At 39.7% G+C, this 13,013-nt stretch carries 8 protein-coding genes and 1 tRNA gene; 7 read left to right on the top strand and 2 right to left on the bottom strand.

Going from position 1 to position 13,013, the window contains the following annotated elements; genetic code table 11:
• The first annotated feature begins 84 nt into the window (after positions 1-84).
• From NSQ29_RS17180 to NSQ29_RS17155, 6 genes are all read left to right on the top strand, one after another.
• Entirely contained in the window at positions 85-1,530 is a 1,446-nt protein-coding gene (locus NSQ29_RS17180; RefSeq protein ID WP_076283218.1) for a DEAD/DEAH box helicase, read from the top strand.
• An 836-nt stretch (positions 1,531-2,366) separates the two neighbouring features.
• Positions 2,367-2,840: a glycoside hydrolase family 73 protein gene (locus tag NSQ29_RS17175; protein WP_341126782.1), complete on the top strand. Its 474-nt coding sequence runs from the start codon at positions 2,367-2,369 to the stop codon at positions 2,838-2,840.
• Positions 2,841-2,845: 5 nt separating this feature from the next.
• On the top strand, positions 2,846-3,133 hold the full coding sequence (locus NSQ29_RS17170; protein WP_341125657.1) for a hypothetical protein: 288 nt from the start codon (positions 2,846-2,848) through the stop codon (positions 3,131-3,133).
• A complete protein-coding gene (locus tag NSQ29_RS17165) occupies positions 3,133-3,573 on the top strand; it encodes a hypothetical protein (protein WP_341125656.1) in 441 nt (146 codons plus the stop codon). Before NSQ29_RS17170 ends, NSQ29_RS17165 begins: the two co-directional genes overlap by 1 nt.
• 524 nt (positions 3,574-4,097) lie before the next feature.
• On the top strand, positions 4,098-4,535 hold the full coding sequence (locus NSQ29_RS17160) for a hypothetical protein (RefSeq protein WP_341125655.1): 438 nt from the start codon (positions 4,098-4,100) through the stop codon (positions 4,533-4,535).
• Between the two features lie 545 nt (positions 4,536-5,080).
• Positions 5,081-5,566 (top strand): GNAT family N-acetyltransferase, encoded by a 486-nt coding sequence (locus tag NSQ29_RS17155; RefSeq protein WP_341125654.1) that lies wholly within the window; start codon positions 5,081-5,083, stop codon positions 5,564-5,566.
• Between the two features lie 216 nt (positions 5,567-5,782).
• Here the strand turns inward: NSQ29_RS17155 and NSQ29_RS17150 are convergent, their stop codons facing one another.
• Positions 5,783-11,728: an endo-beta-N-acetylglucosaminidase gene (locus NSQ29_RS17150; protein WP_341125653.1), complete on the bottom strand. Its 5,946-nt coding sequence runs from the start codon at positions 11,726-11,728 to the stop codon at positions 5,783-5,785.
• Between the two features lie 387 nt (positions 11,729-12,115).
• A tRNA-OTHER gene (locus tag NSQ29_RS17145) sits at positions 12,116-12,202 on the bottom strand.
• Between the two features lie 520 nt (positions 12,203-12,722).
• Here NSQ29_RS17145 and NSQ29_RS17140 point away from each other — a divergent pair.
• Entirely contained in the window at positions 12,723-12,986 is a 264-nt protein-coding gene (locus NSQ29_RS17140) for a DUF2834 domain-containing protein (protein WP_339804252.1), read from the top strand.
• Positions 12,987-13,013 lie beyond the last annotated feature (27 nt).

Raw genomic sequence — 13,013 nt, 5'->3', positions numbered from 1 at the left:
TGTTATAATGATAAGTATGCACAAGATGAAGGATCGCGGAGTTTCCGCTTTAACCAGAACAATCGGCATAGAAGAGGTTGAACGATGAGTGAATTGCAATTTAGAGATTATGAGTTAAACGAAGACATTATTAAAGCGCTGGATGTCCTGAAATATGAGACGCCAACAGAAGTTCAAAGTAAAGTGATCCCTGTAGCTCTTCAGCAAAAGGATCTGATCGTTAAATCGCAAACGGGTAGCGGAAAGACGGCAGCTTACGGAATCCCCGTCTGTGATTTGGTGGATTGGGTGGAGAATAAGCCGCAGGCTTTGATTCTAACGCCTACACGGGAGCTTGCCATGCAAGTGAAAGAGGATATCACCAACATTGGACGATTTAAACGGGTTAAGGCCGTGGCTCTTTTCGGTAAGCAGCCTTTTGCTCCACAAAAAATTGAGCTTACTCAAAAAACACATGTTGTCGTAGGTACGCCTGGACGTGTGTTCGACCATATTGAAAGAGGTACGCTTCCGCTAAATCGGATCAAGTATTTGATCATCGATGAAGCAGACGAAATGCTGAGCATGGGGTTCATTGAACAGATCGAAAAGATCATTAAGCAGCTGCCAAAAGAACGAGTGACTTGTGTTTTCTCCGCTACATTACCGGAAGTGATTAAGAATTTGTGCCGGAAATATATGAGCGATCCAACGGAAATTGAGATTCAAGCAAGTGGAATTACAACCGCTACAATTGAACATGCGTTGATCGAAGTGAGACAAGCTGCTAAGTTCTCGCTACTGAGCGATATTATTACGGTGGAGAATCCGGATAGCTGCATTATCTTTTGCCGTACACAAGAACAGGTGAATGCGGTATTTAGAGGGCTGGCTGATTTGGAATATCCCTGTGATAAGATCCACGGGGGAATGGAGCAGGACGAGCGTTTTGAGGTCATGAATGCTTTTAAAAGAGGGCAGTTCCGTTATCTAATCGCTACCGATGTAGCGGCAAGAGGCATTGATATCGAGAACATCACTCACGTGATTAATTACGATATTCCACTGGAAAAAGAAAGCTACGTGCACCGTACAGGCAGAACTGCTCGTGCAGGTAAGACAGGCAAAGCGATCACTTTTGTCACTCCAAATGAGCAAAAGTGGGTGAAGGACATTGAAGGCTATATTGGCTTTAGCATCCCGAACATGAAAGCTCCTTCGGATGATGCCGTTGCTTACGCGAAGGAAGCTTTCGAGCAGAAGATTAACAAGCAGCCTGTCCGCAAGAAGGACAAAAGCGAAAGCTTGAACAAAGAGATCATGAAGCTGTACTTCAACGGCGGCAAGAAAAAGAAGCTAAGAGCCGTGGACTTTGTCGGCACAATCGCAAAGCTTGAGGGTATATCTGCAGAAGATATCGGTATTATCTCGATTCAGGACAATGTGACCTACGTGGATATTTTGAACGGTAAAGGTGCAATGGTACTGCAAGCGATGAGAGAGACGACGGTGAAGGGCAAGCAGCTTAAAGTGCATATTGCGAAGAAATAAGTACGTGAACAGCAGTTTATCGCTAATCACCATTCATAAGTGCCGCCATTGATGCGGTTTAATTAAGAGGGAGTCGTGTTCTTTACGCGGCTCCTTTTTTATTTGTTTTTTACAGATTGAAAATAGAGGATTAATCTATCGGTATTCAGAACTGTTACTAAATAAAGAGGTGGTATAGTGAAAAGTGAATTTAAGAACATTAGGATTAAAGCGATTCTGCAAGTTCTAATTGTTGTATTTTTGCATTTTATAACTATCTAATTTTTGAAGCTGAAAACTGAAGATTGGGATGAAGAAATAGTAAACCAGATGTTCTTAATGTATTCAGCACCAATATTTCTTACATATATTTCTTGCATGAGGGCTTTAAAGACGAGGAAGCTAAGGTACAATATTGCATGGTTAGTTATCAGTACTTTACCTATCATGAGAATTCTATTTTACTTAAAAGAATATCAAGGGAAAAAATCTGCAAATCCTGGTTTCGTTGAATTTGATATTCCTCAGATAGAGCTTATTTATCTATTTCCTGTTAGTTACTTGGGTATCCAACCATGGAAAAGTTTCTAATTATGCTAAGGGATGGATGAGGTTGGTCGTTTGATACCCTGAAGGAAACGGTGAGGCTCTATCGTAAAGAAACTTAGTTTTGGGAGGAGTAATTATCGAATTGGGTGTAGATGAAAATAGTTTGTGCTTGGGCGAGTGTTTAGATTGTGTTTTTGTTTGATTTATAGGGAAAACCTCCCTATAAATCGCCTGAAATCCGCTGTTATGAGCTAATTAGGTGAATTTAAAGGGAGAAATTCCCTAATTGTTGAAATCAGGACCGTAATATCGATGAAATTGGGGAGGATTTCCCTAAATTTCATTCCCAAGAATCCATAGGAAAAAACGCTGTATGCAATTATAATTTGTTTGGTATTAAAGCGAATAAATCATATAAAGGTGATTATTGCTTGGCAAGAACACATGAAGAAGTGGATGGCGTACGTGTGCCCACGACTTCAAAATTCCGGAGCTACTCTAGCGTAGCAGGATCTTTTGCTGACCATTCGGATTTCCTACTTAAAAACAGCCGTTATCGTTTCGCATTATCCAAAGAAAATCCTTATGAGTTTGCTAACGAACTCCAAAGAGCTGGTTATGCGACGGATAGTCAGTATGCCAACAAACTGAAATCGATTATCCGAAAACAAAACTTAGCTTCGCTAGATATGAATCAAGGGATTGACCCCGCAACGGCCAACCCTTTACTGATATCGGGTTTGTTGGAGGAGGCAGTGGGGACGATGGGGCTGGTAGTTTAATTACTGTGACCTTTGGGATTAGTCAATATTATGGTGGGCCGGCAGTTAAAACCCATCAAGAAAAACGTATGGACGGTAAGTATTATACCGTTTATGAAACCATAAACGATCCCACAACCGGAAACCCAATAATTAATTTTGAAAATTACGATCGTGTGGTACTCTCATCTGAAGCGCAAGCTCCAATCATTGAGATAAAAGACATCCCAGAAGCAATTAGTGTAACCATTTATGCACCCAATGAACGAGAATTTTATGTGATGAACGTAGACTATATAAAGGGGACCTATTAATGAATACACAATTGGTTAATCTGCAGTTCAGTGATACTTACCTCATGGTCAATTTCGAGATTACTTTCCAAGAAATTCAATCCTGGTTGTCTATGGCCGGCCACAACACGGATGATGCTTCCCTTTTTCGAGCTTTGTTATTCCCAGAATCATTAGATTCGGACCAACAGACCGAGTTGTGCTGGATTATCCTACACAGATACGAGGATGTTTTCTTTCAAACCAATCGCAACTGGACGGATCCGGAACATCCAGCAACAATGAACAGCGTGCATCAGTTATTGCTTCGCATGATGAACAGCCGCACACTTAATGGTGAAGATAATACGAAGCTGGACCTTTACTTACTCTTGCAGGAAGACCGTCAAGCTGATACACCGTTATATCCTACGCTACATCATCTGTTTGATGTGAAGTGGGGCAGTTCCGCTTCCGCGTAGTGTAGCAATTTGAAATAGCGTTTAATCCTAATAGCAGAAAGAATTTAATTACACCGCCTTCGAAAGAAGGCTTTTTTTGTTAGTCGATACCTTTCAATAAAATAGTGGAATATTAAAATACGCTCTTTTAGTCGGTATGGTATCAACGGAACTAAATGATATATCAAGCGTAATTGTAAATAAAAGGAGTGATTTAATGAGTTATTTTATCGAGTTTTTAAGAACCTTATTTCCTGATTCAACACCCGCTGCAATATCAATTATAGTACAGTGTTAGTTTTTTGGATGTATAAGGAGCTAAGAAGCAACTTTCTTGAAAACAGTAAATCTAATCAATAACGGTAGATAAGGCTCTTGATATCTACTCTGACATTGAATTTGAAATATATAAATACCTCAATGAAAAAAGTGACCTTTTTACAGTAGCTGAAAAGATATCTAAAGCCTCTTCGCTCCTTCCTTATGATTTACTAAAATTATTCATTAAGTTTAAAGAGACAACTAATGAGTCTTTAAAAAGGGAGATGTTGCTTGAATTACATAAAGATATAGAAAAGGAAATCTATAGTTTGAAATTTAAACAAGTTGATCCAGTAACATTCAAGAGTGATAAAAATATAGCCGCAAGTGTTGAATACTACATAAAAACGAAGATTGCACCTTTTGGAATTCCTTTTATTTATACCTACTTTAATTTTGTATTTTTGTTATTACTTATACTGCTCATCGCTTTAATTGATAGCGCCGCGACAGTAACGGAACAAATTTTCTTGATTTCCTTGATTTTCGCTTCATTGTCCTACCTTATGGTTCTATATAATATTATTTCTGAAGGTTTTCTTAAAAGACGATTCCAACGCTCCTATATAAACTGGATTTTATTGTTAATATTTGCACTTGGGATGCCATCATTGATGGTTTTTACTGACGCATGGTTCAGAGGCATCCTCGTCTTTGTATGATATTTATTTATGGTTATTATGCAGGACGAAAGTGTATGAGAGAACGTGCTGTATAAATGGTCCCCGCAATCTGCTTAATAACAACCATACAACTGATGTGAATTATGTTATGGTTCATTCACTTAGAGCTTGGAACAGATGTACCGCGGTGAAGATAAATCAGGGTGAACCGTACCATAAGTGACTGCAAGTTTTATCGGGAAATCTGGAAGTAGGCTTGGTAGGGCGCTTTGCAGGGTATGGGTTTGGGATTGGCTACGTATTAGGCAAGTCGGAAACAACAGGCTGTTGAGAGCTTTTTTGGTTCACAGAAGGATGAGTCATCTGGCTCCCTATATGTATTAAAGTTTGCTTGAATCAGTTTTAGGCTTACAGGAAGTTGTGTTTAAATATAATCATATTTTACCATGTTAGTTCATATCAAGTGTTATACTGTACAGTTATGAATAAGAACGGAACGCTTGTTTGGATAACGGAGAGCGACTAGTAAAATAAAAGAAAAAAGGTAATTTAGCGACTAGTTGCCTATAAGAAAGGGAGTATTTATGCAAATAGAATCGCTTAATTCTAGCGATAAGTTATGGCAAGTCGTTGCTGAGTATGCGCTGAATTGTTCATGGAAAGCAGGAACTACTTTAGCTAAACAAATGAAAGAATTCCATTTTTCAGACTGGGAAAGAGTTTTTGCAGCATTAGATGGTGATCGTATTGCTGGCTATTGCACTTTAGCAAAAACAGACTGCATACCTGATGTTTCCTATACACCTTATATCGGGTTTGTGTTTGTGGGAGAGCAGTACAGAGGCGATCGATTAAGTGAAAAGTTGATTTTATCTGCCTTGGCATACGCTAAGGAACTTGAATTCGATAAAGTATACCTTGTCAGTGATCATGTTAATTTGTACGAAAAATATGGTTTCAAGAAGGTAGATGAGAAAGAGGCACCTTGGGGGGCAATGGAGACTATTTTATGCACTTGGCGTAACGTGCTGCTATCTAGCAAAGGGCCATTCCGCAAGGGATGGCCCTAAAACTTGCAGTTTCAGCTAGCGCGGAGAACCCTATCACAAGTAATGTCGAAATTTATGAAAAAGCTAGTAATTAAGAGATTACATAAGGCTTTAGAGAGAGACCCCGTATATACGTTAGCGTCAAGTACTAGCAAACGAAAACAAGCACACCTTCACAATTAAGATTAGGTGTGCTTGTCATAGCTTGTATTAGTCTATTCTGTTAGTCATTGCAATTTACTTTGTCATAATATTGTAGAGTGTCTGAGCAAATTCCGCTCTGGTTGCTTTATCTACTGGTAAGAGGTTACCGTTTAATCCAGATATAACTCCATTATTCACAAAGTATGTCATGGCAGCAGTTGCATAAGCAGATACTGTATCACTATCTTTAAAGTCTTTCAGTTCATTTGGAGTAGTTCCGGTCGGCAATGCATTAATGCTCTTAAGCGTATTATATGTCAATACAAACATTTCCTGTCGTGTAACTTCTTTTTCAGGTGCAAACATGTTATTGCCCGCACCATCTGTTATACCCAACCGCTTTGCCGCTGCTAGATACCCAGTATAGTACGTGTTTCCAGCGTCACCGAAGTTGTTTTCAGAGTTTTGATCTGGATTGATACCAAAAGCTTTCATTATCATTACCAGAGATTGTGCGCGGGAAACTTTTGTTTCAGGACCAAAGTTCCCATTACCTAATCCATTGGTTATGTCTCTTGCTGCTAAATAGCTTACGGCATCATTGTACCAAGCGTTGGCTGCAACATCGGTAAATTCAATATTGTTGTACCCTACAGCATATTGCGAGAAATGAGGTACACTGAATGTTAGTGTTTGGGTTGTCACATCATACACACCATTTTTCACCACATTAAGTTGGCCAGCAGTATTGATATGGTAAGCTACAACTGCAATTGGCTTCTCATCGGACTTAAGTGCATAAGGTATTGTTACTGTTATGTTTCCACTAAACTCCGATATCGTCTTGTCACCGCTAGTAATATCGAAATTCACAACGGGTCTATCTCCAACTTTGTGCTGATAATCAGCATCTAATGTTGATGGTTCCATCTTCGTAGCAGTAATGGTAACAGTTCCTGTTGCTTGATCGGAGATGCTTGATATCGCATTTCGACCAAATGTCATTGTTCCGATTGGCGTAGATATTGTTAAGGTAACCGCCGTATTAGATGTGAATTTCATCAAGGATTCATTTGATAATGTAACTTTGACTGCTTTAGCATTTGATGGAGCGTCCACATCCAGTTTAATTGCTACTTCAGTATTTACACCTTGATCAGCAGCTTTTGATACAGCTGTTGTGATAGCATCATCAATCAGTTTGCCAGGTACTGTAGTAACTGCTATTCCATTTTCATCTGTAGTTTTCACAGAAGTTACAGTTGTTACCTTGCCTTGAGAAACAGTTGTCTCATAAACGGGAACGGGCTTTGTTGTAACTTCACCACCACCTGATGGAGGTTGGACAACTGGAGGTGAAACCACTTGTTTCTTTAATACGGTAACTCCGATACTTACTTTCAATGAAATACTATTGGTATTTACCAAGTCAGAAGGCAATATTACTTCGCCATTTACTGTAAACGTTTGTTCTGTCTTGACTGAAGGATCGTAATCAGCAGAATTCACATCCCAAGCTACAACTGCATTCATTTTTCCGTTATTAGTTACTAATACAACGGTAGCAGGTAGCTTAAGATCAGCGATTGTCTTTAGAGTTCCGTTAGGCAATCCGGTTATCGCTGTCGGTGCTTGAATGCTTACAAGCTCTATTCCAGGAATCTTCTCAAATTCAGCAGTAATTATTACATCTTGAGCTGGCATTGTAAATGTATCTTCGAGTATCACATTGCCATTTACTTTCAGAGAACCTGTTTTTAGTTGATATCCAGCATCAGGTGTTACTGTCAATTTTACAGTTTGACTTGGTTTTGCTGTCGATAGATCTGATGTTACTGAACCATTAGTCATAACACCAACTGTAATCGTGTAAGGTTCATCTGTATCTTTTACTACTCTAATCGTTTTATCAGCAAACTTCGTCGAATCAACTTCAGATGTTGCTCTAATTGTAAGCTGATCTGCTGTTTCATTTTCGTTAACCATCAGCAATCCGTTGAAAATTTTAGTATCGACATTTTCAGCACCATAAACAGCCCATGTAACGGATGTTGATGCGTCATTTTTTACTGCCACATTAGCAGTGAATTGCTGAATCTTACCAGCCTCAACGAAGTCAACTTGGTCAGGGATTGTAACACTGATTACTTTTGGAAGTAGTTCATTTACTACTAACACTTGTGCTATTCCTGATTTTGTTGTATCAAACGTTGAAGTTGCTTTAACTGTCAGTACACCACCAATTTCTTCGTCAGCAGCAACACGGAGTACCCCGTCACTGATGGTAGTATATTGACTTGAGTTACCGTACACATCCCAAATAACGGTATCACCAGCATTACCTGCGACTTTAGCTTTAAATGTTAGTGTAGTTCCGATCTTTCCATCCACATCGTTAGGGGTTATGGTTACAGAATCAACTACGTGGTCTCCACCCTCTACCAAACGACTTACCACATTATCAAGATCAAACCTTAACTTTTCAAGTTCAGTCTTTGTTACAGCTATTGTAGAAGATTCTACTCCACTGATAATTCCTTTAGTTTTTTCTAAAACATCACTAAAGAGTTTAAAGCTATCAGCTGTATATTGATCTTCAGTGTATGTTTTTTCATATTCGTTACAGACTTCTTTAAGTCTTTGAATATTTCCAATACTACGAAGTGCTAAGGCCGATTCTTCTAATGCAGCTCTATATCCTTCTGCGTCACTCGCTGTAACTGCTGTTGATAGTGCTGCTTTAATAGCGTTTAAAGCTATTGAGAATGGCCCCCATGTAGCGGGAACATAATTGGCTTCATGCAAATTACTATAACGATTGACTAAATCCTTCAAAGAAGCTTGGTCAACATAAAGCTCATTAGTAGGATCATAAGTATATTCTAGTCGTCCTGAGTTAGGTTTCCCATATTGTTTCAGTTCATAATACAGCGTGCCACCATCTTTGGACAACGGAACTCTTGCCTGCCTAATGAAATCTTGGCCTTCTTCTACTTGCTGTGAATGTAAAATAGGTGATTGTGAATCAGCAGTTTCATAAATCTTCATAGAAGTCCCAACATCTAATCCTTCTAAGGTAAACACACCGTACTTACTACGTGTTTGGTTACCCATTAAAGAATGCTCCAGCTTAATTGATGTTGGTAGCTTAATTTCCGTTCCAACTTCAGGCGCATATTCAATACTAGAACGTAAGCTCACCACTCCATTTACATTAGTTGTGTAATACAATCTGCCGCCTTCAGGAATTAATGTTAAATTCTCAAAAGAAGCCACTCCACGATTAAGCTGCTTGTATTTATTGTTTGGTTGTGTAGCTTTTACCTCTGCAATTGGTTGGTCAGACTTCAGGCTGTCATAGATTTTCACGATACCTGTATCATCTGCAACCGTTCCCCCTGATCCGATAGGCATTGCAACATTGTCTAAAACTACAGAATCAGTTGCTCCAACATTATTTTTCACTGTTACATTGCGGTCTAGCAAGGCTGTGGAATGAGGGACATAAGGATTCTCATACAATTCAAATTCATAGATACGAATTGCATGCCAAGGACAGTTATCACTTTTTGTAACGTGAAGCCTAATATAACGTGCTGTAATAGGAGTATCAAGTACACGGTCGGTAACGTCTTGACGGTTTCCGATTACCTCATCGACTTTTGTGTAATTTAATTTTATAACTCTCTGCTTACTAGTAGGGTCATTAGGATCTAAAATAGGTTGTCTATCATCTTTCGCATACTGTAAATCAAACGTGTCGGTATTAAAATCTACGCCCTCACCTGCACCGGCAACGTTAGCATGCTTAACAACCCAACGGCTAATATCCATATCTTTGCCCAAGTCGAAGTAAGCAGATGCAATTGTTTTACCTGAAGCCCATTTACTGTTTGGAATAACACCATCGTTAATTTTGTCAACCTTGCCCCCAGGGTCAAAAGAGCCATCATCAACGACCGGGACGTTCAACGCAATATTAGTACCTTCTACTTGCGCTACTTCGAAACCACCCGTAACAGCTGGCCAGTTGAAATTGAATGTTTTTACCCCGCCAACTGTTCCATTAGCGCTGTATGATGTAATTTCGAAAGTAGTCTGTGCTTCTTCATTGTCTCTTACAAATCTACCTAAATAAAAAGCATCACTTGGTGTTGCGCCAATGAATTCTTTTGTCCCATCAGCGTATACGCGATGGATGGTGTATAGTGACGCATTGGCAGATTTATCCCAATATATTCTTGCTTCTGCTGTTGTATCATTTACATATATTGAATCATCAAGTGTAATTGCAGATGTTGCTGCAGGAGCAGCTTCATTTGTTGTAAATGCAAGTCTTCCGATATTTATAGAATAGTCCTTAACATCCTCATTTGCATTTATTTTCAATGATATCGCAATTGCTTTTTTATCGTGTTTTGATAGGTCGATAGTAGAGGTTGTCCAACCATTCTTCTCTGTACCAGCTGGAACAGGGTAGAATTCGAAATTACTATCGTCATAAGTATCGCCAAAGCATAAACCAACATACACATCGACATCTGAAGCAGGTGTTTTATATGTGATGCTTATCTTACTATTATCAGTGATCTCTAACTGTGAGCTGTATAGCTTTATGTGATTTGCTTGATTTGCGTCTAGATTACCTGATAACTTTAACGATGATCCTCCCCACCAAGCATCTTCATAATCAAAATTAGGAGCTAGCTTAGAACCTTTACTATCAACAATCCAACGCCAAGTTGGTGTTATATCCGTTAGTGAACGGTTATACCAACCCTTTTCCTTACCAGTAACAATACCGTCTTCATAGAATTTCTTACCGTTACCAACTGTGAAATTTGTTGCAAATTCATTTCCTATAATTGGTGTTTGGTCTGCAACAAGATTTGAAAATCCAGGAAAAACACCGAGAGTACGTGTTTTATCTCTAGGATCGAATGCTGGACCTGTCCACAAACGTAGGTCTTCATGGTTCATAAAATCATCGATACTCTTAGAGCTAATGAGTGTTGCGTTAGGCCCTAGAATACCGAGAGATGTTTTTAATTTCCCATCGGGACCAATTAGATTAGTAACATCAGCACCTTTGTCGGTATAAGGGAAGTTCTCCCATGTCGCATGGATATCAAAAGGGCTTCTACCAGCGTCTACGACTGACTTAATTGAAGCATTAATATTTCTCCAGCTCATGTCAAGCCACCAGTCGTTATTTAAGCGTGTATCCCCATCTTGCATCCAATTTTTAACGTCAGATTCACCTAATTGACCTTTCCCGTTATACCAAGCCATAGTAAAGTTATCTGGCTTCTTCTCCTGAATATATGCGAGCATCTCTTTAAGTTTTGCCATGCTCTCTGGACTTGAACTTGATTCTTGATTAATGGTAAAACCATCAAATCCATAATACTGAGCAATTTCAACTAATTTATCGGCAGCAACAAAATTACCTTTAGCGTCCTGTTCCACCAACTGATCAATAAACTTACCACCATATGCACTGTCACCCCAAGGGATGAAAATAGTTCCAGTTGCCTTTACACCGTTTCTATGTGCAGAGTCTATATGCTCTGGTGTCGGTATAGCAATTGGCCCCTCAGCTGACGAGCCTCCCCAATAATTGTTGATATCAACGTATTGGAAATTTGTCATTGCATATGTGTAAGCGCCATCGCCACCCTGTGACGGTGATTGGCTTGCACGTGCACTTGTACCACTAAGAGGGATTATTCTTGCATCGCGTGATGCATTAGGATTGACGGATGGTCCCATCCACCTTTTTGCCAGAGGAACAGCACTCCGATTATATCGGGCATCGGGGTCATTATCAGGAGTCCAATTTTTCAATTCGTCGATTTGGAATGCTGCCCCATAAGGCTGCAATGTTTCATTATGCAAATAGTACTCATTTGATATCGGCAATGGTTCAGGCCAATACCCCAAGGCAGCTTGTACTGGTTGCCCTGTAATCAAAACAGTAGAAAGAGTGGAGCCAACAAGAACACAGCTCAACGCTTTCTTAATAAGAGGTTTTTTCATCTGATTATCTCCTACTTTGTGTATTTTTTGAAGATTTCGTGCTGCTATTTACTCCTATTAGGAGTTGAGAGACACTATTTAATTCTTCATCCTATACGCTAATCAAAGCAAATGACTAGACTTCGTGGGACGTATTCATATCCCAACATCTTACCTAGTACCGCCTTCTGAGTGTTTGTATCAACCCCTTTATGAGATATTATCTAGTGGGCTTCGAGTGCAATAAACCTTAGAATATCTGTACATAAGCAAATCATTCGGTCTCTGAACCAAACTAGTAAGCTATGGTGAAGGGCGAGAGGTTCGAATCCTCAAGCGGCTCTTCACAGCCACAGATGCGTTCCAAGCAAGTACTCTAGACCACTCTGTCACCTTACCTTATTAAGTTGGGTAAAGGAGAGATTCGAACTCTCGGTGATACTGCCGTACCACAAGGGATTCCCCTCTGCAATCAACCACTCTGCCACTTCACCCATAATGGAGGACAAAACAAGATTTGAACTCGCGAGAGCAACTGAAGGCACTAAACCATTGCACATACATCTTGCCCATCACGCCAAATGAAAGCGGTTTCAAAAATTCATTAGTTACATTCTAGCAAATACGTGGATTTTAAGACTACTGTACAAACAATAGAAAGTAGTCAAAAAACTATAGGGTTGACCAAAGTTTTCAATAGTTCTTTCGCTTATACGTCTCTAAGTCAGTTGCGCTGGTTGCCAGAGTAATGGCCCTAAAACTTGCCGTTACAGACAGCACGGTGAACCGTACCATAAGTAGGGGCAAGTTTTTTTGGAAAATCGCGCTGAGGGCTTGGAACGGAGCCTTGAAGGATATGGGTTGAAGAGCGGTCACGCGCAGCAGCGAAGATGGAGCAAACGGACTTTTGCGAGCTTTTTGGAGTTGCAAATTACAAAATAATGGAGGGTTATAAATGAAGTACTTTTACGGAGTATTATCTTTTTTGGGACTCGTCTTGCCCTAATCGCAATTCATCCCTTGGGTCGTGCGCAACGGCCTCGATTTGTCTCTCCTATTTGAAGCCATAACCAGTACGCGTATCGGAGCTTTTGCATGGATGGATGTTTTAGTTACCGCGATCGTGCTTATGGGATTTATTCTATTAGAAGGCACCAGAAAGAAAATGAAATATTTATGGCTGCCGATTGCAGGTACGCTACTGGTAGGTCCTTCACTGGGTCTTCCCTTGTTTTTGTTTCTTCGACAATTACACTTGGAGAAAAACATTCTAAAATAGCATCAAAGATGGGAACGGAAACATGGT

Source organism: Paenibacillus sp. FSL F4-0236, from assembly GCF_038000135.1.
Classification (GTDB): domain Bacteria; phylum Bacillota; class Bacilli; order Paenibacillales; family Paenibacillaceae; genus Paenibacillus_AQ.
Note: the sequence above shows the minus strand (reverse complement) of the source record. Positions and strands in the feature narration are given on the sequence as shown.

Excerpts from the sequence above, each read along its gene's own strand:
- NSQ29_RS17180 (WP_076283218.1), top strand. The coding sequence starts at position 85 with ATGAGTGAATTGCAATTTAGAGATTATGAGTTAAACGAAGACATTATT.
- NSQ29_RS17165 (WP_341125656.1), top strand. The coding sequence starts at position 3,133 with ATGAATACACAATTGGTTAATCTGCAGTTCAGTGATACTTACCTCATG.
- NSQ29_RS17160 (WP_341125655.1), top strand. The coding sequence starts at position 4,098 with ATGTTGCTTGAATTACATAAAGATATAGAAAAGGAAATCTATAGTTTG.
- NSQ29_RS17155 (WP_341125654.1), top strand. The coding sequence starts at position 5,081 with ATGCAAATAGAATCGCTTAATTCTAGCGATAAGTTATGGCAAGTCGTT.
- NSQ29_RS17150 (WP_341125653.1), bottom strand. The coding sequence starts at position 11,728 with ATGAAAAAACCTCTTATTAAGAAAGCGTTGAGCTGTGTTCTTGTTGGC.